Raw genomic sequence first — 22,684 nt, forward strand, 5'->3', positions numbered from 1 at the left:
TGGGATCAGCCTCCCGAGACGTCGAGCTCGGCGGCCGCGAGACCCAGCCGTTCGGCGTCGCCCAGGATGCGGGAGTCGAGCCAGCCGTCCGGCAGGTGGGGCTTCTTGGGCGAGCCCGCCCGGCCCCGAGGCCCTTCGACGTCCGCGCCCGGGTAGGGGGCATCCAGGTCGAGTTCGTCGAGCAGTTCGCGCAGCGCGGCGAGTGTGGGCACCTGCGCCATGCGGGCGCGTAACTGCCCGCCCACCGGGTACCCCTTGAAGTACCAGGACACGTGCTTGCGGATCTCGCGGCAGCCCTTGAGTTCGTCCCCGAACTCCTGGGTGAGCAGCTCGGCGTGGCGGTACACGGTCTCCGCGACCTTGCGCACACCCGGCCGGTAGCGGCGCGGGCTGCCCTCGAAGGCTGCCTGCAGGTCCCCGAACAGCCACGGCCGGCCCTGACAGCCCCGACCCACGACGACGCCGTCCACGCCCGTGTGCTCGACCATGCGCACCGCGTCCTCCGCGGAGAAGATGTCCCCGTTGCCCAGCACGGGGATGTCCGGGAGGGCCTCGCGCAGCCGCGCGATCGCATCCCAGTCGGCGTGGCCCGAATAGTGTTGTTCGAGGGTGCGCCCGTGCAGGGCCACCGCGGCGATCCCCTCATCGCGGGCCATGCGCCCGGCATCCAGGAAGGTCTGGTGTTCGCCGTCGATGCCGATGCGCATCTTCACCGTCACGGGGATCTCCCCGGCCTCGCGCACCGCCGTGCGGATGATCGCGCGGAACAGGTCGGTCTTCCACGGCAGGGCGGAACCACCACCGCGCTTGGTGACCTTGGGCACGGGGCACCCGAAGTTGAGGTCGATGTGGTCCGCGCGATCCTCCTGCGCGACCATCCGCACGGCCTTGCCCACGTTCACGGCGTCCACACCGTAGATCTGGATGGATCTCGGGGTCTCGTGGGGGTCGTGGTCGATGATCCGCAGGGACTCGGGGCGGCGTTCCACGAGTGCCCGCGCCGTGACCATCTCGGTCACGTATAGTCCCCCGCCGTACTCCCGACACAGGGTGCGGAAGGACTTGTTCGTGACCCCGGCCATCGGCGCCAGGACCACGGGTACGTCCACGGTCAGCCGGCCCAGCTGTAGGGGTTTCAAGTTCAACACGGCCGGTTCACGGTCCGCGGTCTCAGTCGTCTCGGTGCTCATCGTGGGCCATTGTCTCATTCGTCCGCTGCCCGGCGTCGCGGTCGGTGCGCGCGGACGCGTCCACCTGCTCGAGTCGCATCGCGAGCTTGAACGCGCGCACCTGCTTGTCCCTGCGACCCAGGGTCTTGTACACCGCGCCCAGGTCCCGCAGGCACTGCACCCACTCGCGGGTGTGGGCCTCCGGCTCGGGCAGCGCGGGGTAGAGGTTGCTTGCGGTGTGGAGGGCGTGGGCAACGTCGTTCCAGGCCATCATCCCCTCGGCGAGCGCCGCGAGCCCTTTCCAGCACATGATCTGCCCGGCCACGTCCCCGCGCGCTTCGCAGCCCGCGAGCACGGTCTCGTAGTGCTCGGCCGCGAGTTTGCGCCGCCCGGCCGCTTGCGCCGCGGTGGCCAGGTGGGACACCCAGCGCAGGTCCTCCCGCGTGACGAAGCCCGCACCGTCCCCGGCGGGTCGCGCCGGATCCACCCCCGCCGCCGCGGCCCCCTCCTGGAACTCGCGGTACGCGTCCCACGGGCGCCCGGCCAGCAACAACACGTCCCCGAGGTTCTCGAGGCACTGCACCCGCGCTCCCAGGGATCGCGCCGACCGCGGCGCGCGCTTGTACTGGGTCGCGGCCAGTCGGTAGTGGTGTTCCGCGTCCGCCCAGTCACCGGCGTCCCGCGCGAGATCCCCCAACGACGACGCCGCCTGGCCCGCTTCCAGCCACGCCTCCCCGAGTCGCGCGGTGCGCAGGGCCGCCGCGAAGTGGCCGCGTGCCGTGGCGGTGTCCCCGGACGACGACGCCGCCCGGCCCCGTTGCAGCCTGCGCGCCACCCTGGCCCGTGCGAACATGCGCCCTCCTCCTATGCTCCTACCGCGTGATTCTTCCAGCACCGAATCATTGCCCCGTGCAACCGATGCCGCAGGGGCGCGGGGTCAGAGGACCCTGCGGGCGGCGTCGGACGGGGTGAGCGTGAGGAACAGCGGATCGGGGAACCTGTTCTCCGCGAACCGGTGCTGCACCGCGCTCGCGAGTCGCTCCACGTGGGTCTCGGGAACCAGGGCGATCACCGAGCCCCCGAAACCGCCGCCCACGACCTTGGCGCCCACGGCCCCGGCGGCCAGGCAGCCCTCGACCGCCGTATCCAGTTCCGGGACCGTGACCTGGCAGTCGTCCCGCATGGACTCGTGGCCCGCCACGAGCAGCCGCCCCACGGCCGCCCAGTCCGGGTCCGCCTCACGCAGGAGTCGGGCGATCTTCTCCGAGCGCACCATCTCGGTCACGGAATGACGCAGGCGCAACCGGGTCCCTCGGGGGTCCTCGGTCAGCGGAGCGCCCGCCCCGAGCAGGTGGTCGAAGCGCTCGAGGACCGCCGCGGCGTCGTCGAACCCCGGATCCTCGGGCAGGGCGTCCCGCAACCGGGAGACCCCGAGCACGGCGGCGGCGGCCTCGCACTCGGCGCGGCGGGAACTGTACTGACCGTCGGCCAGTTTGTGCGGGGCGCACGTGTCCACGGCGAGCCACGTGAGACCCGCGAGCGCGGGATCGGCGGGCAAACGGGCGACGTCGAAATCGCGGCAGTCCAGCGCGAGCAACTGCCCGGCGTGCGAGCGCAGAGACGCCGTCTGGTCCAGGCCGCCGGTGTTGGCGCCCACGATGTAGTTCTCCGCGTCCATGCAGGCTCGGGCCAGGGCGCGGCGCAGGGTGTCGTCCGGGTGGTCGTCGCCCGTGCGCAGCGAGAACAGGGCGAGCGCGACCGAGCACTCGAGCGCCGCGGAGGAGGCGAGCCCCGCGCCGATGGGCACGGTCGAGTCCACGAGCAGGTCCGCGCCGAAGTCCGCACCGAGCGCGAGTTCGGGCACGGCCTCGTGCTCGGAGTGCCCCACGGCCACGCGGTTCATCCCCCACGCCACGCCCGCGGCGTAGCCGAACCAGCCGTGGATGGCTCCGGGTTGGACGTCACTCACCCGGGCCGCGCGCGGCTCACGGTCCGCGACGGAGGCGTCCGCGTCCTGGAGGGACTGCGCGTGCAGCAGCCCGTCCGTGCGGGGTGCGGCGGCGGTCAACGTCACGTACTGGTGGGCGAAGGGCAGGCACATCCCGCCCGAGTAGTCGATGTACTCGCCCATGAGATTCGCGCGGCCGGGCGCGGCCCACACCCCTGCGGGCGGGCGGGCGTAGACCTCCTCGAACTTCGTGCTCAACCGCTGCGCCCGCTCACGCACGTCCGGTTGCGCGACCCAGCGCGGGCGCGCGAAGTCTTCCGGGGTGGCGGTTTCGCTGAGCTCACAGGACACGGACGGTTCCTCACATGGTGTGGACGGGGCGTCGTAGGACGACTGACGAACCATTGTCCCCTACCCGGCGCGGAAGTAGCGCTCCAGCTCCTCGAGGGACTTGTCCTTGGTCTCCGGGGCCACGCAGTACACCCACACGATCGCTACGAGCTGGAGCACCACGAAGATCATGATCGTGTACCCCACGCCCAGCGCGTCCGTGAGCACGGGGAACGTGAGCCCCACCAGGAACGTCATCATCCACAGGATCCATGCGCACACACCCATGCCCACACCGCGCACGTTGAGCGGGAAGATCTCGGACATGTACAACCACGTCACGGTGCCGATGCAGCACTGCATGAACCCCACGAACACCACGATGCACGCGAGGATCACCCACGCGCGCGCCGGACTGCCCTCGGGGATCGTCAGGTAGGACACCGCGAAGCCCGTCAACGACGTTGCCGTCCCCACCAACCCGGTCAGCAACAGTGTCCGGCGGCCCACGTGCTTGAGCAGGTACATGGCCAGGGCCACAGCCACGACCCCCATGATCCCGGGGATGATGTTGGCGTAGAACGCCCCGTTGCCGCCGAAGCCCACGTCCTGCAGCACCGTGACGCCGTAGTACTGGATCGCGTTGATCCCCGAGATCTGGTTGATCACGGCCATGGACGCGCCCAGCACGAAGATTCGTCTGATCCACGGGACGCGGACCAGATCCGTGATCCGGGCCGCGGGGCGGTGCTCGTCCTCGTGGGCGAGTTCCAGGACGGTCTCACCCTCGCGCCGGTCGTAGGAGTCCTCGCGGATGCGGCGCAACACCTGGAACATCTTCTCCACCGCTCCGTGGCGGGCCAGCCAGCGGGGGGACTCCGGCACCACGATCATCCCGATCCACAGCACGAGCGCGGGGACGGTCGCGAGCACGAGCATGACGCGCCACACGTGCGGGAGGTGCCCGAACGCCGTCGCCAACCCCGCGTTGAACACGAAGGCGAGCGCCTGGCCGCCCACGATCATCAGCTCGTTCTGAGCGACCACGCGACCGCGCAGGTGCGAGGGGGCGAGTTCGGCGAGGAACACGGGCACGATCACGGAACACGCGCCCACGGCCAGCCCCAGCAGGCAGCGGAACATCACGAGCACCGCGACGGTGGGTGCGATCGAACACCCGATCGTGGCAACCACGAAGACCACAGCCAGTATCATCAGCACCCGGCGGCGGCCGTAGCGGTCGGCGAGCTTGCCGCCGAACGCCGCGCCCCACGCCCCGCCGAACGGCAGGATCGAGGCCACGAGACCCTCCAGGAACGGCGTCAACCGCAGATCCGCCACGATGGACGGCAGCGCTCCGTTGATCACCCCGGTGTCGTAACCGAACAGCAATCCGCCGAACGTGGCCACCGTGGCGATCAGCCGCAACCGGCCGTTCATCTCCTGGCGTCGCGGTGGCTCCGTGCGCGACGGACTCGCCTGGGTCTCGGGCATGGGACTCCTTTCCTCCGTGAACGTCTTACCACGAACGACGCATTGCGTGGCCCGCGGGGCTGCTCGGCGCCGACCCGCTCGACGTTCTGTCGTCAGGTCAGTCCTCGGTGCCCGCGATCCTGGCCGCGGGCTCCACCGCCGTGGCGCTCGCGAGCGTGGCCGCGTGGCTCATGACGGCCGTGCTGTCTCGGCACGAGCAGCACGCGGAGGCCTCGTAGGCCGAGACCGGGCGGCGGCGGTCAGTTCGCACCGCGGCCCGAACGGATCCCGTGATCGTGGAGCTCGTCCCGCAACGCGCGCCACATCCTGTGGTACGTGAACCGCTCGGTGACCACGGCCCTACCCGCCTCCGCGAGCGCCTCCCGCTCGGCCGGGTGGCGCAGCAAGCGGTCCACGGTGTGTCGCCAACCCTCGGGGTCACCGACCGCCACGGGTGCCGCGAACCCTGCGTTGAGGTATTCGCTCAGGGCTTCGGTCGCGGTGAAGGCCACGGCTGCCCCGCCGGCCGCGGCCTCGAGTGCCACCGTTTGCCCGGTGAGGTACGCGAGCTCCCGCGTGGGAACGGCCGTGATCGAACCTGGCGGCGAGGACGTCGACGGCCCGGTGCGTCCCGTCGTCGGTCAACAGTTCCGGTGCGCAGCCGAACGGGATAGCGGCCACCTGATCGGCCCGGAACCCTGCATCCACGAGGATGTCGATCTGGTTCCGGCTCAGCATGAGGATCAGATCCACCGCCGAGAACCGGCGGACGAGCGTGCGTCTGCGATCGGGATCCGCTCGTCGGATCCATTCCACGAGCCAGCACGAGATCATCACCAGGAGTGTGCCTGCGTACGGCGGCACGTCCCGCCGCTTGAGCTGCGCGGCGAGTGCCGTGACGGGTTCGAGCACCCCCAAGACCAGTTCGGCGTTCCGCACCCCGGGCACGGCCCTGAGGGGCACGTCCACCATAGTGTGGGTCCGATGCTTCACGACGTCCCGCAGTTTCCGGCGTAGCCTGCCCCGCAGGGGTCGGACACCGGTGACCGGGAAACCCGGACCCGGAAACAGGTCGATGCCGTACGGGCACGCCGTGTGGTCACCCGCGTGGAGAACCAGTGTCCTCACCGCACCCGTCCTCCCCCCGCACCGGCTTGGACCGGCGGCCTTACACGCGGTCGTCCACCAGCGTGACCGTTTCCGTGACCACGTGCGCGACCCCGGCCTCCAGCAGGTTGTCCACCACGGCCACGAGCGGGGTCATGGAGTCGTCCACCTCGAGCTCCACGGGGTAGTCCCGGACCAGCAGGGCCAGCAGCGTCTCCACGGCCGCACCCGCCTCACGCGCGGAACCGTCACCGGAAGAGGCGCCCGGCACGTAGCCCAGCAACACGTCCGCGGCCTCGAACCGGGTGGCCCGGTCCTCGGGATCCTGCGGATCGAACGGGCGGTAGCTGACGGCGAACGCGGTGATCGGTGCGGGACCGTCACTCCCCGGAGCGCCCGCGCGCAGCACCAGGGCTCCGAACGCTCCGGCGGTGTCCGAGAGCAACTGCCGGTTCACCGCACCGATCCCGATCTCCGCAACCGGGTCCCAGTCGTGGACCGAGCGGTAGAACTCCCACACGGCGCGTGTTAGTTCCACTGAACCGGTCGCGAGATCTTCCACGGAGCGCACCCACGAGCCGTCCGCGGTCTGTCCGAGCGCGGGTTCGGGCAGGGCACCCGCGGCCACGCGCACCACGCGCGAGCGCATGGTCGGGGTCAGGCCCTCCGCCTTCGCGAAGCTCTCCCCCGCGGAGCCGGGGGTCACGCGGGAGCGCAGCGCCGTGACGCTCGACGGCGCGTCCGCGGCCACTTTCCGCAAGCGCGCCAGGAGCTCCCGGCCGATGCCTTCGCGCTGCCGGTCCGGAGCCACCTCCACGTATGCCCACAACCGGCGCGGGTGCCACGGGGACTCGTAGACCACCCCGGCCGCCACGGGGACGCCGTCGTCGACGGCCACGAGCGTGCGGGAGAACGCGGCGTCGTCGTCGGCACCCAGTCGCGCACGGAAGGCCTGCGCGGGGGCCGACGGCGCGTCCGGCCAGACCTCGAGCAGACGCAGGTCGTCGTCCTCTCGCCACGGACGGTACTCGATGCTCATGCGGTGCCTACTTCTCGAGGTGGTCGGCGAGGTACTGCTGGACGCGGTCCAGACCCACGCGCTCCTGGGTCATCTCGTCGCGCGAGCGCACGGTCACGGCTTGGTCCTCGAGGGTGTCGAAGTCCACGGTGATGCAGAACGGCGTGCCGATCTCGTCCTGGCGGCGGTAGCGGCGGCCGATGGCCCCGGCGTCGTCGTAGTCGATGTTCCAGCGCTTGCGCAGCTCGGCGTCCAGGTTCTGCGCGGCGGGGCGCAGGTCCTCCTTCTTGGACAACGGCAGCACGGCGGCCTTGACCGGAGCGAGGCGCGGGTCCAGGCGCAGCACGGTGCGCTTGTCCACGCCGCCCTTGGTGTTGGGGGCCTCGTCCTCCACGTACGCGTCCACGAGGAACGCCATCATGGAACGGGTCAGCCCGAATGACGGCTCGATCACGTACGGGGTATAACGCTCCCCCGAGGCCTGGTCGAAGTACTGCATCTTGGTGCCGGAGTGTTCGGTGTGGTTGTTCAGGTCGAAGTCCGTGCGGTTGGCCACGCCCATCAGCTCGCCCCACTCGGAGCCCTGGAAACCGAAACGGTACTCGATGTCGATCGTGCCGTCCGAGTAGTGCGCGCGGTCGTCCTCGGGGACGTCGTAGCGGCGCATGTTGTCGGGGTTCACACCCAGGTCCACGAACCAGTTCCAACACGCCTCGACCCACTCGTCGAAGTACTGCTTCGCCTCGTCCGGGTGGATGAAATACTCGATCTCCATCTGCTCGAACTCCCGCGTGCGGAAGATGAAGTTGCCCGGGGTGATCTCGTTGCGGAACGCCTTGCCGATCTGCCCAATCCCGAACGGGGGCTTCTTGCGCGCGGCGGTCACCACGTTGAGGAAGTTCACGAAGATGCCCTGAGCGGTCTCCGGGCGCAGGTAGTGCTTGCCCTCCTCGTTGTCCACGGGACCCAGGAAGGTCTTCATGAGCCCGGAGAACTGCTGGGGGTCGGTCCACTTGCCGTCCTGGCCCGTCTCGGGGTCCTTGACGTCCGCGAGCCCGTTGACCGGCGGGTGGCCGTGCTTGGCCTCGTACGCCTCGAGCAGGTGGTCCGCGCGGTAGCGCTTGTGGGTGTGCAGCGACTCCACGAGTGGGTCCGTGAAGGTCTCCACGTGGCCCGAGGCCTCCCACACCGCGGAGGGCAGGATGATCGAGGAGTCCAGGCCCACCATGTCCGCGCGGCCGCGCACGAAGGTCTGCCACCACTCGCGCTTGATGTTCTCCTTCAGTTCCGCGCCCAGGGGCCCGTAGTCCCACGCGGAGCGCGAACCGCCGTAGATCTCACCCGCCTGGAACACGAAGCCCCGGCGCTTGGCCAGGGAGATGACATTGTCCAGGGTGGATTTGGCAGCCATGCGGTCTCACGTCCGTTTCTCGCCCGACCGCTGGCTGCGGCCGTGCGTGGAGTACTGGGTGGGTCGTTCACGGCACCGACGACAACGCCGCGGGGCCGCCCACGCGGGACCGGCACCGAAGGGTGCGGGTGCGGTGGGGACGAGAACGCCCGACGGCGCGCGAAGGCGCTGTCACCAGGGTAACGAGGATGCCGAATCCCCGCCTAACCGTGCGGCCCTCGCTCATGAGGGACCGCGCCTGGTCGGTCACGACCCCGGGCGCGGTCCTGCGGGCACGGCTTCCGCTTCTGGTCGTCAGCTCCCGGCCACTCAGACGAACGCGGAAACCCCCGTGAGCGCCCGGGAGACGATGAGCGAGTTGATGTGGTAGCTGCCCTCGTACGTGTAGATGGCCTCGAGGTCCCCCAGGACCTTGGCGATCTCGTAGTCGCTCAGCAGGCCGTTGCCGCCCAGGGCGTCACGCGCCAGTGAGGCCGAGCGCCGGCCGAGCCGGGTCGCGGTGGACTTGGCGAGGGCCGCGTGCATCATGTCCATCTCGTCGCACGTTTGCAGGCGGGTGACTTGCACCATGAGCGCGGAGCTCGCCGCGAGGTTGCCCGCGATCTCCGCCATGGCCTGCTGGACCATCTGGAAGCTCGCGAGAGGCTTGCCGAACTGTTCCCGCCGCAGGGTGTACTCGCGCAGGACGTCCAGGATGGCCTGTTGGGCGCCCACCGCTTGCCACCCGACCCATGCGCGCGAGTCCTTGAGCAGCATGTTGGCGGCGTCGAAACTCACTGCCCCGGGGAGCGGGGCGTCCGCGGGGACACGCAGGTCCGTGAACGTCACGTCCGCGTTCTGCATGATGCGCAGACCCATCTTGTTGCCGATCTTGGTCGCGGCGTACCCGGGTGTCCCGGTGGGCACGGCGAAACACTTGACCTGACCGTCGGCCGTGTTCCTCGCCCACACGAGGGCCAGTTGGGCCACGGTTCCGGCACCGATCCAACGTTTTCGACCGTTGATGACCCACTCGTCACCCTCGCGGGTGACCGTAGTGGCCAGGCCGCCGGCGATGTCCGAGCCGTGCTCGGGTTCGGTGAGGCAGAACGCCCCGATCGTGGAGAGGTCCGAGAGTCCGGGGAGCCACGTGTCCTGTTGCTGCTGCGACCCCAGTTCCACGAGGGTCCCCACGATCAACTCGTTGTGGATCCCGATCAGCGCGGACAGGGACACGTCCGCCCGGGCGAGCTGCGCATGCACGAGTCCTTGGAACAACCGGGACGAGCCGTCCCGGAACAGGTTGCCCAGGCCGAGCTCGGCGAGCGGGGGCAGCATCTCCAGGGGCAGGTGCTCCCGGTTCCACGGGTCGATCGACTGACGGCGGACGTTGTCCTGCAGGTGCTTCTCGATCCCCGCCAAACGGATGCGTTCGTCATCGCAGAGCAGCTGCTGGATCTTCAGCAGGTCCACTCCGGGAAGCTCGGACGCGGCACGGGGACGAGAGGAGGTGATGGTGGTGGTCATCCTGGCCCTCGGGTGCTCGGTAATCCAATGGTGATCTTTTCAACTATAGACCGTCCAAGTACATATGTGTGTCACAGATCACATGGATTTGAGGGGCCGGTCATGACCGTCACGGACGAGTTTCGCGCCGCACGCGACCACCTGGTGTCGCTCCAGCAGGAGTGGGAACGGGCCCGGGAGGAGTTCGTGTGGCTGCGCTTCGATGCTCAACAACCAGGTGGAGCTGTGGGAGTGCATGCTCGCGTGCATCAAGCTGGGGGCGGTGGTGATCCCCACGACCACCCAGATGGGACCCACCGACCTCACGGACCGGGTGGAATGCGACGGCGCCTCGTGGGCGGTGGGCGGCGTGGAGGATGCCGCCAAGTTCACCTCCGGGCCCGGGGACTACGCGGTCGTGTACGTCCCGGGGGTCCGGGCGGGTTCCGAACCGGTCGCCGCACCCGAGCTTCCCCACCGCACGTGCCTGGACTACCGGGACGCGTACGCGAGCTCGGACGAACTGGAACCGGACTCGCCCACGGGCGGGGACACTACCCTGCTGCTGTACTTCACGTCCGGGACCACGTCCAAGCCGAAACTCGTGGAGCACACCCACACGTCCTACCCCGTGGGCCACCTCTCCACGATGTACTGGATCGGTCTGGAACCCGGTGACATCGTCTCGGTGGACGAGAACGGGGTGTTCAGCTACATGGGCCGCTCCGACGACGTGTTCAAGTCCAACAACTACAAGATCTCCCCGTTCGAGCTCGAGTCCGTGCTCGTGGAACACCCCGCGGTGCTGGAAGCGGCCATCGTCCCCACCCCGGACGAGCTGCGCCTCGCGGTCCCCAAGGCCTGCGTCACGCTCGCGCCCGGCCGCATGGCCGACGTCGCGACCGCCACGGAGATCCTGGCCTACTGCCGCACCAAGGTGGCACCCTACAAGCGGATCCGTCGGATCGAGTTCCTCGAACTGCCTAAGACCATCTCGGGCAAGATCCGTCGCGTGGAACTGCGTTCGGTGGAGACGCGGCGCTCCGAATCCGGCCGAGCGCCGGAGGGGTACGGGACGGAGTACCGCGAGGAGGATCTGTCCCTGGACCAGTAATGGCCGCCCGGTGACGGCCCTCCCGTGACGGTCTCCCGAGGACGGTCGCCCGGTACCGGCCGTCCGGTGACGGACGTTCGATGACAGGCCCTTGGTACCCTGACCGGGCCGCGGGAGGGCACCGACGGCATCCGATGAGGAAGGCGGGTTCCCTATGTCGACCACTCCCGGGCTCCCCAGGGACCCCATTGCCGAGGCCCAACGCAACTGGATGCGGCACGGGTGGGAGGACACCGCCGCGCCCATGGCGGCGGTCACGGCCATCATGCGCGTGCAACAGATCCTGCTGTCCCGGGCCGAGGCCGTCCTCAAACCGTTCGGGCTCACATTCGCGCGCTACGAGCTGATCGCGCTGCTGAGTTTCTCGCGCGAGCACCAGATGCTCATGAAGAAGGCCAGTGCCCTGTTGCAGGTCCACCCGACCTCCGTGACCAACGCGGTGGACCGCCTCGAGGACGCGGGCCTGGTGCGCCGCGAACCGCTGCCCAGTGACCGGCGGGCCATCACCATCGTGCTCACGGATCGGGGGACGGCCGTAGCCGCCGAAGCCACCGAGGCGCTCAACCGTGACCTGTTCCGCGACACGGGGTTCGCACCGGACGAGGTGGACTCGCTCATCGCGATCCTGCGGCGCTTCCGCGCACACGCCGGGGACTTCGCGATCGAGGGCTGACGCCCCTGCGACGCCAGGCCCCGCCATTTAAGCCCCGCCGCGCAAGCTCCCCGCTCAATCCTTGCTGGTCAGGCGATGCCATTCAGGCCCCGCGCTCGCTCTCGGCGCGGATGGTCTCGATGATCCCCGAGAAGTCCCGGTGGGCGCCGTCGCCGGCCGCGAACTCGCGGTACAGCTGCGCGGCGAGCGGGCCCATGTGGGCCGCGACCCCGGTATCGGTCAGTGCGGAGACGGCCAGGTTCAGGTCCTTGGCCATCAGGGCTCCGGCGAAGCCCGGCCGGAAATCGCGGTTGGCGGGACTCGCGGGAACCGGCCCGGGCACCGGGCAGTTCGTGGTCAGGGACCAGCACTGTCCCGAGGCCTGTGAGACGACGTCGTACATCGCGTCGTGCGTGAGCCCCAGTTTCTCGGCGAGCACGAACGCCTCGCTCACCGCGATCATGGACACGCCCAGGATCATGTTGTTGCAGATCTTCGCGGCCTGCCCCATGCCGTTGCCCCCGCAGTGCACGATCCGCCCGCCCATGATCTCGAGCAGCGGGAGCACGTCCCGGTATACGTCCTTCGGGGCGCCCACCATGAACGCGAGCGTTCCCGCTTCCGCCCCGACGACGCCGCCCGAGACCGGTGCGTCCGCCGCCCGGTGACCCGCCGCCACGGCAAGTTCGGCGGCGTCCTGAGCGTCGGAGATGTCGATCGTGGAGCAGTCGAGGAACGTGGTCCCGGCGGGTGCCGCCGCGAGCAGACCGGGCGCGGCGTCGTCGCCCGTGTAGGCCTGCCGGACGTGTCGACCCGAAGGGAACATGGTGATGACGACCTGCGCCTCATGGACCGCGGCCGCGGGCGAGTCCACCACTGTGACCCCGGCCGCGCGGGCGGCGTCCATCGCGGCGGGGACCACGTCGAACCCCAGGACCGGGACGCCCGCGGCCACCAAGTTGGCGGCCATGGGCCCGCCCATATGGCCCAGGCCCAGGAAGGCCACCCGGAGATCTGTTGTGCCGGATGTGTTCATGGTGCTCCCTGACGGTACGGAACCCGGGGGTTCGGGACGTTCGGTTCGGGCGTTCGGCTCGGGTCGCGAAGTGCGGGTCGTGAGGCGCGGGACCTATGGGGCGGGGACCAGGGCCGGGCCCCGTGGAAGGGAACCCGCGGCCGCCCGCGGGCCCGCTCAGCTGCCGGCGGGCATCACGAAGCTCGAGCCCTCCTTGGCCCCGAAGGGCCAGCGCGTGGTCACGGTCTTGGTCTTCGTGTAGAACTTCAACCCGTCCGTGCCGTGCTGGTTGAGGTCGCCGAAACCGGAGGCCTTCCACCCGCCGAAAGTGTAGTACGCGATGGGCACGGGGATCGGGACGTTCACGCCCACCATCCCCACGTCCACCCGGGACGTGAAGTCGCGCGCGGTGTCCCCGTCGCGCGTGAAGATAGCCACGCCGTTGCCGTACTCGTGCTCGGAGGGCAGGCGCAGGGCCTCCTCGTAGTCCTCGGCACGCACAACACATAGCACGGGGCCGAAGATCTCGTCCTTGTAGATCTGCATGTCCGGTGTGACGTGGTCGAACAGGGTGGCCCCGACCCAGAAGCCGTCGGGGTGACCCGCGACCTCCGCGCCGCGCCCGTCCACGAGCAGCGTGGCGCCCTCCTGCTCACCGATGCCGATGTAGCGCTCGATGCGTTCCTTGGCGTCCGGGCCCACGACCGGGCCGAAGTCCGAGGCCGGGTCGAGGGACGGGCCCAGGGTGAGTTGGTCAATGCGTTCGCGCAGCAGGTCGACCAACCGGTCTGCGGTGGCCTCCCCCACGGGCACCGCCACGGACACCGCCATACAGCGCTCCCCCGCGGAGCCGTAGGCGGCGCCCATGAGGGCGTCCGCGGCCTGCTCGAGGTCCGCGTCCGGCATGATGACCATGTGGTTCTTGGCACCCCCAAAGCACTGGGCGCGCTTGTTGTGCTGCGCGGCGGCCACGTAGATGGACTGGGCGATCGGACTCGAACCCACGAATCCCATGGCCTTGACGCGCGGGTCCTCGATCAGCGCGTCCACGGCGGTTTTGTCCCCGTGGACCACGTTCAGCACGCCCTCGGGCATCCCGGCCTCGACGGCGAGTTCCGCGAGCCGCACGGGCACGGACGGGTCGCGCTCCGAGGGCTTGAGCACGAACGTGTTGCCCGCTGCGAGCGCGATGCCGGTCTTCCACAGCGGGATCATGGCCGGGAAATTGAACGGTGTGATCCCCGCGACCACGCCGAGGGGCTGGCGGACCGAGTGGACGTCGATCCCCGTGCCGGCGTTCGCGGAGAACTCCCCCTTGAGCAGGTGGGGTGCCCCGGCGGCGAATTCCACGACCTCGACGCCGCGCTGAATGTCCCCGCGCGCGTCCTCCAGCGTCTTGCCGTGTTCGTTGGACAGCAGCTCGGCCAACTCGTCCGCGTTCTCGTTAATCCGGTCCACCCATTTGAGCAAGAGCCGCCCCCGGCGTTGGGGGTTGAGCGCGGACCATACGGGGAACGCCTCCTGGGCCGAGGTGACGGCGCGCTCGACCTCGTCCGCGGTGGCCAGGGGCACCTGCGCCGCGACCGTGCCCCGCACGGGGTTGTAGACGTCCCCGAATCGCCCGGACTCCCCCGGGACGCGTGTGCCTGCGATGAAATGTGGGATCTGGGTCATGGTCGTCTCCTCGCGGCGCTCCAGTGTGACGTGCGTCTCACGAAAAATCTAACGACAAACCATTACACGTGCAATCAATCGTGGGGCGACGGATTCCCGACCACACCACGCAGAATCGCGCCTCAGGAAAGGCGGCGTGAACCCCACGGGAGTGTGACGACCACGAGGCCCACGAGGGTGGCCAGCGTGCCCGCGACCGTGACGGGGGTGACCACGGTGGCCGCGGTGGGCACGGCGACGTCGAGCACGAGCGCCCCAAGCAGCATGCCCGTCACGAGCCCCAGGCTGGTCTGCAGCACACCCACGTGCCGGGCCAGCACCGCCCCGGCGGCCACGAACACGATGCCCAGGATCCCGCCCGTGTAGAGCCACCACTCGTGGGGCCACTGCACGGGGCCGGGGCGCGTGAGCCAGCGGGCCACACCGGCCACGACCACGAGTGCCACGGTCCCGGCCGCGAAGTTCGTGAGCGTGGATGTGAGGGGCGTCCCTGTGGCCGCGGCAATGTGAGCGTTCCACGCCGTCTGCACCGTGTTGAGCACACCCGCCAGAATCGGCAACGCCACCGCGCCCACGAGCGCCGGGGTGGACATGTGCAGGGAACCCGCCGAGAACCGCGGCACCATGGCCACGGCCACGGCGGCCAGGATCAGGACGGTACCGAGCACCCTGTAGCGGCTCAGCGGTTGCATCCCGCCGGGGCCGATCCCCCACCGGTCCACGAGCATCCCGCCCAGGGACTGGCCCACCACGAGACCCAGGATGAACACGGACACGCCCAGCAGCGCCGTCGTGAGCGTCTGCGCGATCACGAGGTACGCGCCGAAGACCCCGGCCAGGAAGTACCACCAGCGGATCCGCCGCGTGCGCAGCACGCCCGGCAACCGCGCCGCGCCGCGCCGGCCCGCAGGCAGTAGGACGGAGCCCACGAGCAACACTGCGAACCCGATCCCGAAGCTCACGAGCGCGGCGAGGTACGGGTCCCCCATGGCGCGGCCCAGCGCGCCGTTGAACCGCGACTGGACGGCCAGGCACGAGCCCGCCAGGATACTCAGCACGACCCCCGTGAGCAGGACGAGCGGGCTCCGGGCGGGCGCGTGTGGAGTGGGAGCGGGACGGCGGACGGGGGTGGAAGAGGTCACCGATGAAGACTACTCCCGAGCCTGCGAGGATGGACCCATGCATCACGACGACTACGAAGAACTCCCGATCCGTGACGAGATGATCCGATTGGGCCAAGCGCTCAAGCTCGCGAACCTCGCGGAGGACGGCCAACACGCCAAGCACTTGGTGTCCGAGGGGCAGGTCACGGTCAACGGCGCGGTGGAACTGCGCCGCGGCGCGCAACTGCACGCCGGAGACGTGATCGCGGTGGTCGGGGCGGAGCTGCCGCCCGTGCGCATCGTGACGGGCTGACGCCCTACGAGGTCGCGTCCACGGCGGCCTGGAGATACTCCTTAATGTGCGCGAGTTCCTCCGGGCAGACCCCGTGACCGATGCCCCGGTACTGGATTTTGGTCAGCTCGGTGTGGTCGTTGGCCCACTCGGCGGTGCCGTCTACGAGCACCGAGGTGATCACGGGGTCCTCCGGGTCCCGGCCCCAGAACATGCGCAGCGGCTCGGCGCGCAGTCGATCGTCCCGGAAGAACCCCGCCTGGGCGTCGTCGGGCGCCACGGGGATCACGAACCCGGACATCCCCACGACGGCGTCCACGAGCTCGGGGACGTGACGCGCCACGGTCGTGGCCATGGCCATGCCCTGGGAGAACCCCAGTAGGAAGACGTGCGTGTGCTGCTGGGACTCTTCGCGCAACCACTCGATCACGGCCTCGGCCGCGGCGACCACGGCGTCCGTGGTGAACGCGAGATCTGCGGCCAACGGGAACCATTGGAAACCCATACCCGCGCGCTGCGGTGCGCGCACGGACGCGTACGTGTAGCCCTGCGGTAGCGCGAAGCTCAGGGCCATGAGGTCTTCCTCGTACGAACCGTAGCCGTGGAACATGACCACCAAGGGTGTTCCGGCGCGGTCCTGCGGTTCGTTGTTCCAGATCACGTGGGGAGCTTGCTGCATGGTTCCATCCTGACATGCCCACCCGGCACTGCCCGCGGGCCTGAGTCGTTCAGGCGGGTGTGTTAGAAACCGGGTATGGATAAGAGCACGCACTCCCGAGCCCCCTCCGACCCGAAGCACCCTTGGCACCGCATGGTCTCGATCGGCGATTCTTTCACGGAGGGCGTCGGCGATCCCGACGACGCCGTCCCCGGCGGTGTGCGCGGTTGGGCCGATCGCGTGGCCGAGGAGCTCGCGCGCCACACCGACGACTTCGCGTACGCCAACCTCGCGATCCGCGGTCGGCTCTTCCAGGGCATCGTGGACGAACAGCTGGAACCGGCCATCGAACTGCGCCCGGACCTCGTGACCATCAGCGCGGGCGGCAACGACATGCTGCGACCCGGTGCGGATCCGGACGACATCGCGGTGCGGCTCGACGCCGTGATCGAGAAACTCGCCGCCACGGGTGCCACGGTCACGATGTTCGACGGCCCGGACATCGGCAACACCCCCGTGCTGCGCGGCATCCGCGGGCGCGTGGCGATCTTCAACGAGAACGTGCGCGTGGTGGCCGCCCGGCACGACGCCGTGATGGTGGACCTCTGGGGACTGCAGCAACTGGGGGAACCTGCCATGTGGGCACCGGACCGGTTGCACTTCTCGCCCCTGGGCCACCAGCTCATCGCGTGCGAGGTCCTGGACTCCCTGGGGGTCGAGCACGACCTGGTTCCCGGTGAACTCGGGGACCGCCCCGCGCGCACGTGGCGCGAGGCGCGTCGAGAGGACCTCGTGTGGGCCGGGAAGTACCTGGTCCCGTGGGTCGGCCGCCGGATCCGGCGTCGCAGCTCGGGGGACAACATCACCGCCAAGCGCCCTTCGTTCGGGCGCACCACGATCCCCGGTGCGGGCGAGGGCATCCCTGTCGAGGACCGGGAGGCCTGAGCCGGCCCGGGGCCGGGTCACCCAGTCCCGCCAGTCAGGGCCGCGCCCACTGAAGCCGACCCGTTCCCACCGGGTCTCACCGCTGAAGCCGACCCGTCAGGGCTCCCTGCTCAGTCCCGCAGCACGGTCTCCCGCAGCAACATGCCCACCTGCGGAGTTTCGATCAGGAACCCGTCGTGCCCGCTCGGGGACGTGATCGTGTGCAGCTCCTGCTCCCCCGGCAGCGCAGCCACGAGTTCGGCGGATTCCGAGGGGAAGAACAACCGATCGGAGTCCACCGCGGCCACGAGCCACTCGCACCGCGTGCGGGCGAGGACGTCCCGTAGCTCGCCGCGGCCCCGAGCGACGTCGTGCGACATCAAGGTCTCGTTGACACTCAGGTACGAGTTCGCGTCGAAGCGGCCCGCGAGTTTGGACGCCTGGTGGTCCAGGTAGCTCTCCACCTGGTACCGACCGCGGTCCGCGACGTGGGTGGCCTCGGGGTCCTCACGGGGTTGGGGTTCGCGGCCGAAGCGCGTTTCCAGCTCGTGCGCGCTGCGATAGGTGATGTGCGCGATCCGCCGCGCGAGCCCCAGACCCGCCTCCGGGTACTCGCCCGCGTAGTAGTCGCCGCCCCGGAAGTTCGGGTCCTGGCGGATCGCGAGCGACTGTGCCTGTCCCCACGCGAGCTGCTCGGCACCCACGCGCGCGTTGGCCGCGATCACGGCGCACGCGGCCACCCGATCCGGGTGGGACACGGCCCACTCGAGGGCGCGCGCTCCGCCCATGGACCCGCCGATCACGAGCCGCCACCGGGAGACTCCGAGCGCCCGAGCGAGCAGGGCCTCCGCGGTCACCGAGTCCCGCACGGTCACGCGCGGGAAACGCGAGCCCCACGGGACGCCGTCCGGTGCGGGGCTCGCGGGTCCCGTGCTGCCGTAGCACCCACCCAGGATGTTGGCGCACACCACGAAGTAGCGGTCCGTGTCGATCGCGGCACCCGGGCCCACGAGTCCGTCCCACCAACCGTCCGCCGCGGCGGCCGCGCCCTCGGGAGCGCTCGCGGCGTCCTCATGCCCCGCACCACCGCGCGCCACGTGCGTGTCACCCGTGAGCGCGTGCTCGATCAGCACCGCGTTGGAACCGTCCGCCGCGAGCTCGCCCCACGTCTCGTACGCGAGGTGCACGTCCGGCAGCCGGAACCGGGACTCGAGCACGAGCTCGCCGAGTTCGGCCCGCCGTACGACGCCGTCGCGCCGCGTGCGCGGCCCGTTGCCCACGACCGTCATGGTCAGTTCCCCGTGTCCTCCGCCGACGACGCCGCGTCGCCGGCAGCGTCGCCGCGCGCACCCACCGCGGCGAATCCGGACTCGAGGTCCGCGAGGATGTCGTCGATGCCCTCGACACCCACGGACAGCCGCACGAATCCCGGTTCCACGCCGGCCGCGAGCTGCTCCTCGTCCTTGAGCTGGGCGTGCGTCGTGGAGGCGGGGTGAATCACGAGCGAGCGCACGTCACCGATGTTCGCCACGTTGGAGTGCAGGCTCAGGGCGTCCACGAACGCGACACCGGCGTCCCGACCGCCGTCGAGCACGAAGCCGAGCACCGACCCGGCGCCGTTGGGCGCGTACTTCAGGGCGCGGTCGTGCCAGCGCGAGGACTCGAGACCGGCGTAGGACACCGAGCGCACCTCGGGGCGGGCCTCGAGCCACTCGGCGACCTTCTGCGCGTTGGCCACGTGACGTTCCATGCGCAACGACAGCGTCTCGATGCCCTGCTCGATCAAGAACGCGTTGAACGGAGAGATCGAGGTCCCCAGATCGCGCAGCAACTGCACGCGCGCTTTGAGGATGTACGAGAGGTTGACGCCGAAGGCACCGTCCGCACCGAGATCGCGGGCGTAGACGAGTCCGTTGTACGTCTCGTCCGGTTGGTTGAAACCGGGGAAGCGCTCGGGGTCCCGCGAGTAGTCGAACGCTCCGGTGTCCACGATGAACCCGCCGATCGCCGTGCCGTGGCCGCCCAGGAACTTGGTGGCCGAGTGCAGCACGATGTCCGCGCCCCACTCGATGGGCCGCACCAGGTAGGGCGTGGCGATCGTGTTGTCCACGATGAGCGGGACACCCGCCTCGTGGGCGATCCCGGCGATCGTCTCGATGTCGAACACGTCGTTGCGGGGGTTCGGGATGGATTCACCGAAGAACGCCACGGTGTTCTCGCGCACCGCGTCCCGCCACTGCGCGGGATTGTCCGGGTCCGAGACGAACGTGGTCTCCACGCCCATGCGCGGCAGCGTGTGCTTGAGCAGGTTGTACGACCCGCCGTACAGGGACGGGCTGGCCACCACGTGGGTCCCGGCGCCGCCCAGGTTAAGGATCGCGAGCGTGGCCGCGGCCTGCCCGGAGGAGACCATCAGGGCCCCCACGCCGCCCTCGAGGGATGCGACCCGGTTCTCCACGACCTCCGTGGTGGGGTTGGTCAGGCGCGAGTAGATGGGCCCCATCTCCTCGAGCGCGAACCGGGCCGCCGCCGTGCGGGCGTCCGGGAACACGAAGGACGTGGTCTGGTGGATCGGCAGGGCTCGCGACCCGGTCACAGGGTCGGGGTTCTGGCCCGCGTGGATCTGTCGGGTTTCGAACGACCAGCCCTGGGGATTGTCGGGGGTGGGTGCGGTGCTCATGGCCGTACTCCTTCTCGGAGGGATCAGGGGTCCGGTGGCGATCCGCACGGTGCCCGTGCTGTGACCGGGCACCAATGACCCGCGCTTGCCGCACGACGTCGGTCGACGCCACGGCCAGGTCCTCACCCAGGGCACCCCACCGCGGAAGGGAGGGTTGCCGGTCAGCTAGCTGGGGCTTCGCGCTGACTCTCGTGACCTATTACCTCATTGTCCGAACCCGGCGGGGCGGGAGTCAAGCCGGGGACGCTGCGAGCGGGCTCGGGGTCAGTGGCCGCTCGTTCCTGCTGTTCCATCTCCCGGGTGTGCAGTTCCCGGTCCTTCATCTCACGTGGATGGACGTAGAACAGACCCATGAGCACCGCGATCACGAACACCGCGAGCATCACGAAGAACAACGGCCTCACGCCGGTCAGGTAGATGACGGGGATGGCCAGCACCGTGACCAACCCGCCCCCGAAGAACGGTTCGAACACCAGCTGCTTGTAACCGAACGCCTCGAACACCGGGTCTTGGCCTCCGGGTCCACCACGCGCATGAGGATCAGCCCGGTGGCGGTCACCCCCATGGACGGGTGGTAGTCACCGATACCGCGCGCGAGCCAGTAGCGACCGATGATGTGGGGTGCCAACCACAAGAAAATGGCCACGTTGAACGCGATGCCGACCACCGCCAGGATGGTGAACGCCGCCAGCCACGGCCGCGATGGACATGTGCAGGGAGAACGGTTCCACGGAGGACGGGCAGCTGGTCATGGTGCCAGCGGAGTAGTACTCGTCGCTGCGGAACAGGCTCTGGACCCAACCCACCTTGACGCGCACGAACTTCCCCAGGAGCAGGGCGACTCCGAGGATCAGGAGTGCGAAACCGACGGCATTTGCGGACACGGGAACCACCTCGTAGTGATCGGGATCGATATCGGTCTCAGGTCACATAGCGAGGGCTCGGTCGGAGACTCCCCGGCTGATGCTGCGGACTCCAGCCTCTGAGACGCGCGTCTCGTTGACCTGGACCAACACAGTCCCCGCCCGGATCAGCCGTCCCGATGTCAGGTCTCGGGAGGTGCGGAGAGCCGGCCCTGCCCACCGGACCGGGCGGCGCAGGTCACACACTCGCCGGGCTCGCGCTCGATTTGGTGGCCCGTGTGGCCGGTGCCACCATGGCGTCATGAACTTGGATCACGTTTCCTTCGCGGCTCAGCCCGACGGCCTCGAGGCCACCACCGAACGCATCGCGAACCGGTTGGGGATCGAACCGGTCAAGGGCGGTGTGCACCCCCGTTTCGGCACTCGGAACATGATCCTGCCGCTCACCGACCACCAGTACGTGGAGGTCGTCACGGTGCTCGAGCACCCCGCCGCGGAGAAGGCGCCGTTCGGTCAGGCCGTCCGTGCCCGTTCTGACGCCGGCGGCGGCTGGCTCGGCTGGGTCGTAGAGGTCCCCGACCTCGCGCCCTTCGAGGCCAAGCTGGGCCGCCCCTCCGTGCCCGGTGGCCGGTTGTTCCCCGACGGTCGGCAGCTCGAATGGCATCAGATCGGCGTGAAGGGTTTGATCTCCGACCCGCAGTTGCCGTTCATGGTGCACTTCGATTCCGAGGACGAGATGCACCCGTCCCAGGCGCGGATCACGGACGTCCGGTTGAGCGGAATGGAGATCGCCGGCTCCCCCGACCGCGTCACGGAGTGGCTCGGCGGTCCCGTGGAGGACGTCCTGGGCTCGCTGGACGTCACCTGGTGCGCCCCCAATGGCACCCCCGGGGTCATGGCCGTCTCGTTCGACACCCCGGACGGCACCGTCACCATTTGATCTGGTTCCCTTCGGTGCGGCCGACGACGCCGCTCCGCCCGGTCTCCGGCATCAGCCCGCGAGCAGTTGCGGGGCCAGGAAGCCCACGGTGTCCAGGAGGGCGTGGGCGATCAGCAGCGGCATGAGTCGACCGCCGCGGCGGTAGAGCCACACGAACACGAGTCCCATGACCAGGTTCCCGAGCGTGGGTCCGAACCCCTGGTACAGGTGATAGCTGGCCCGCGCCACCGCGGAGGCCACCGCCACGAGCCACCACGACCATCCGAGGGATCGCAAGCGCTCGCACAGGAACGCCACCACGATCATCTCTTCCACGATCGAGTGGCGCAGCGCGGAGAGCACGAGCAAAGAAACCGCCCACCAGGTCTGCTCCATGGTGGATGTGGTGATCTGCGCGGTGATCTCCAGGGACCGGCCCACCTGATAGAGCACCAGGGTGCCGCCGCCCATCACCGCGAACAGGCCCATTCCCCACAGCGTGTCCCACACGGGTCTGCGCCCATCCACCCCGATCCTGCACAGCACGCCGGGGATCCCCCGCGCCACCCCGGCCATGAGGTACAGGGCCAGCAGCACGGGGACGAGCGCGAAGCCGATGCCCGTGAGCTGACGCAACGCGTCGATCAGGGGGACGCTGCTCAGGGGCCGGTTGAGCGTCGTCGTGGTGTCGGCCAGCGAGGACCGCATGAGCACCTCGGCCAGATCCAGCATGGCGTAGACCGCGGACGCCCCGAGGGACACGCCGAGCACCAGGACGATCTGAAGCCACGTGTCGGCGCGCGACATGCCGCGCTGCGAAGGGGTGGGAGTCTGCACGGGACCATTGTG

General features: G+C 69.6%; 20 protein-coding genes, 1 pseudogene and 1 riboswitch. Of the genes and pseudogenes, 5 read left to right on the forward strand and 16 right to left on the reverse strand.

What is annotated here, in order from left to right:
* Positions 1-5 precede the first annotated feature (5 nt).
* The 8 genes from dusB to HBK84_RS08810 all read right to left on the reverse strand — a co-directional run bounded on the left by dusB (position 6) and on the right by HBK84_RS08810 (position 9,962).
* A complete protein-coding gene (gene dusB, locus HBK84_RS08775) occupies positions 6-1,190 on the reverse strand; it encodes a tRNA dihydrouridine synthase DusB (protein ID WP_064846741.1) in 1,185 nt (394 codons plus the stop codon).
* Positions 1,171-2,022 carry a hypothetical protein gene (locus HBK84_RS08780; protein WP_240918913.1) on the reverse strand — a complete coding sequence of 284 codons (852 nt, stop codon included), beginning with the start codon at positions 2,020-2,022 and terminating at the stop codon, positions 1,171-1,173. The genes dusB and HBK84_RS08780 overlap by 20 nt, the downstream gene beginning before the upstream one ends.
* A gap of 84 nt (positions 2,023-2,106) precedes the next feature.
* Positions 2,107-3,468 carry a galactokinase family protein gene (locus HBK84_RS08785; RefSeq protein WP_167318690.1) on the reverse strand — a complete coding sequence of 454 codons (1,362 nt, stop codon included), beginning with the start codon at positions 3,466-3,468 and terminating at the stop codon, positions 2,107-2,109.
* Positions 3,469-3,528: 60 nt separating this feature from the next.
* The gene (locus tag HBK84_RS08790) at positions 3,529-4,941 is read right to left on the reverse strand and encodes a sugar porter family MFS transporter (RefSeq protein WP_167318691.1); all 1,413 of its coding nucleotides are present in this window, start codon (positions 4,939-4,941) and stop codon (positions 3,529-3,531) included.
* A gap of 239 nt (positions 4,942-5,180) precedes the next feature.
* Positions 5,181-5,465, reverse strand: coding sequence for a glycosyltransferase (locus HBK84_RS08795; RefSeq protein ID WP_035963562.1), 285 nt, complete (start codon positions 5,463-5,465; stop codon positions 5,181-5,183).
* Positions 5,466-6,088: 623 nt separating this feature from the next.
* Complete coding sequence (locus HBK84_RS08800; protein ID WP_167318692.1) at positions 6,089-7,066, reverse strand: GNAT family N-acetyltransferase; 978 nt, start codon at positions 7,064-7,066, stop codon at positions 6,089-6,091.
* A 7-nt stretch (positions 7,067-7,073) separates the two neighbouring features.
* The gene (locus HBK84_RS08805; protein WP_144999046.1) at positions 7,074-8,456 is read right to left on the reverse strand and encodes a glycine--tRNA ligase; all 1,383 of its coding nucleotides are present in this window, start codon (positions 8,454-8,456) and stop codon (positions 7,074-7,076) included.
* A 309-nt stretch (positions 8,457-8,765) separates the two neighbouring features.
* Positions 8,766-9,962, reverse strand: a complete 1,197-nt coding sequence (locus HBK84_RS08810; protein ID WP_167318693.1) for an acyl-CoA dehydrogenase family protein — start codon at positions 9,960-9,962, stop codon at positions 8,766-8,768.
* 202 nt (positions 9,963-10,164) lie between these two features.
* On the opposite strand from HBK84_RS08810, the pseudogene HBK84_RS08815 reads away from it, so the two are divergent.
* Positions 10,165-11,055: pseudogene (locus tag HBK84_RS08815) on the forward strand (AMP-binding protein); the annotation flags it as partial.
* A gap of 154 nt (positions 11,056-11,209) precedes the next feature.
* The gene (locus tag HBK84_RS08820; protein WP_167318695.1) at positions 11,210-11,728 is read left to right on the forward strand and encodes a MarR family winged helix-turn-helix transcriptional regulator; all 519 of its coding nucleotides are present in this window, start codon (positions 11,210-11,212) and stop codon (positions 11,726-11,728) included.
* Positions 11,729-11,810: 82 nt separating this feature from the next.
* Here HBK84_RS08820 and mmsB read toward each other — a convergent pair whose 3' ends face one another.
* The 3 genes from mmsB to HBK84_RS08835 form a co-directional block, all read right to left on the reverse strand.
* Positions 11,811-12,743 carry a 3-hydroxyisobutyrate dehydrogenase gene (gene mmsB / locus HBK84_RS08825; protein ID WP_167318696.1) on the reverse strand — a complete coding sequence of 311 codons (933 nt, stop codon included), beginning with the start codon at positions 12,741-12,743 and terminating at the stop codon, positions 11,811-11,813.
* A gap of 156 nt (positions 12,744-12,899) precedes the next feature.
* The gene (locus tag HBK84_RS08830; protein ID WP_167318697.1) at positions 12,900-14,396 is read right to left on the reverse strand and encodes a CoA-acylating methylmalonate-semialdehyde dehydrogenase; all 1,497 of its coding nucleotides are present in this window, start codon (positions 14,394-14,396) and stop codon (positions 12,900-12,902) included.
* A gap of 122 nt (positions 14,397-14,518) precedes the next feature.
* The gene (locus tag HBK84_RS08835) at positions 14,519-15,538 is read right to left on the reverse strand and encodes a DMT family transporter (protein WP_167318698.1); all 1,020 of its coding nucleotides are present in this window, start codon (positions 15,536-15,538) and stop codon (positions 14,519-14,521) included.
* Positions 15,539-15,575: 37 nt separating this feature from the next.
* Here HBK84_RS08835 and HBK84_RS08840 point away from each other — a divergent pair, with 37 nt between their 5' ends.
* Entirely contained in the window at positions 15,576-15,812 is a 237-nt protein-coding gene (locus HBK84_RS08840; protein ID WP_064846925.1) for an RNA-binding S4 domain-containing protein, read from the forward strand.
* A 4-nt stretch (positions 15,813-15,816) separates the two neighbouring features.
* Here the strand turns inward: HBK84_RS08840 and HBK84_RS08845 are convergent, their stop codons facing one another.
* Positions 15,817-16,470, reverse strand: a complete 654-nt coding sequence (locus tag HBK84_RS08845) for an alpha/beta hydrolase (RefSeq protein WP_167318699.1) — start codon at positions 16,468-16,470, stop codon at positions 15,817-15,819.
* 75 nt (positions 16,471-16,545) lie between these two features.
* On the opposite strand from HBK84_RS08845, the gene HBK84_RS08850 reads away from it, so the two are divergent.
* Positions 16,546-17,394: an SGNH/GDSL hydrolase family protein gene (locus HBK84_RS08850; protein WP_085106631.1), complete on the forward strand. Its 849-nt coding sequence runs from the start codon at positions 16,546-16,548 to the stop codon at positions 17,392-17,394.
* 110 nt (positions 17,395-17,504) lie between these two features.
* Here HBK84_RS08850 and HBK84_RS08855 read toward each other — a convergent pair whose 3' ends face one another.
* The 3 genes from HBK84_RS08855 to HBK84_RS12675 all read right to left on the reverse strand — a co-directional run bounded on the left by HBK84_RS08855 (position 17,505) and on the right by HBK84_RS12675 (position 20,556).
* The gene (locus HBK84_RS08855) at positions 17,505-18,662 is read right to left on the reverse strand and encodes a homoserine O-acetyltransferase (protein WP_085106630.1); all 1,158 of its coding nucleotides are present in this window, start codon (positions 18,660-18,662) and stop codon (positions 17,505-17,507) included.
* Positions 18,663-18,664: 2 nt separating this feature from the next.
* Positions 18,665-20,053, reverse strand: a complete 1,389-nt coding sequence (locus HBK84_RS08860) for a bifunctional o-acetylhomoserine/o-acetylserine sulfhydrylase (protein WP_167318700.1) — start codon at positions 20,051-20,053, stop codon at positions 18,665-18,667.
* A 76-nt stretch (positions 20,054-20,129) separates the two neighbouring features.
* A riboswitch (SAM riboswitch) is annotated at positions 20,130-20,250 on the reverse strand.
* Positions 20,215-20,556 (reverse strand): hypothetical protein, encoded by a 342-nt coding sequence (locus tag HBK84_RS12675; protein WP_206069143.1) that lies wholly within the window; start codon positions 20,554-20,556, stop codon positions 20,215-20,217. Its footprint overlaps the riboswitch before it by 36 nt.
* Before the next feature lie 661 nt (positions 20,557-21,217).
* Here HBK84_RS12675 and HBK84_RS08870 point away from each other — a divergent pair.
* Positions 21,218-21,856, forward strand: coding sequence for a VOC family protein (locus HBK84_RS08870; RefSeq protein WP_064846920.1), 639 nt, complete (start codon positions 21,218-21,220; stop codon positions 21,854-21,856).
* A gap of 51 nt (positions 21,857-21,907) precedes the next feature.
* On the opposite strand, the gene HBK84_RS08875 is transcribed toward HBK84_RS08870, so the two are convergent.
* Complete coding sequence (locus HBK84_RS08875) at positions 21,908-22,672, reverse strand: CPBP family intramembrane glutamic endopeptidase (protein WP_240918914.1); 765 nt, start codon at positions 22,670-22,672, stop codon at positions 21,908-21,910.
* Between the last annotated feature and the right edge of the window lie 12 nt (positions 22,673-22,684).

The organism is Kocuria sp. KD4 (assembly GCF_011769905.1).
Classification (GTDB): domain Bacteria; phylum Actinomycetota; class Actinomycetes; order Actinomycetales; family Micrococcaceae; genus Kocuria; species Kocuria marina.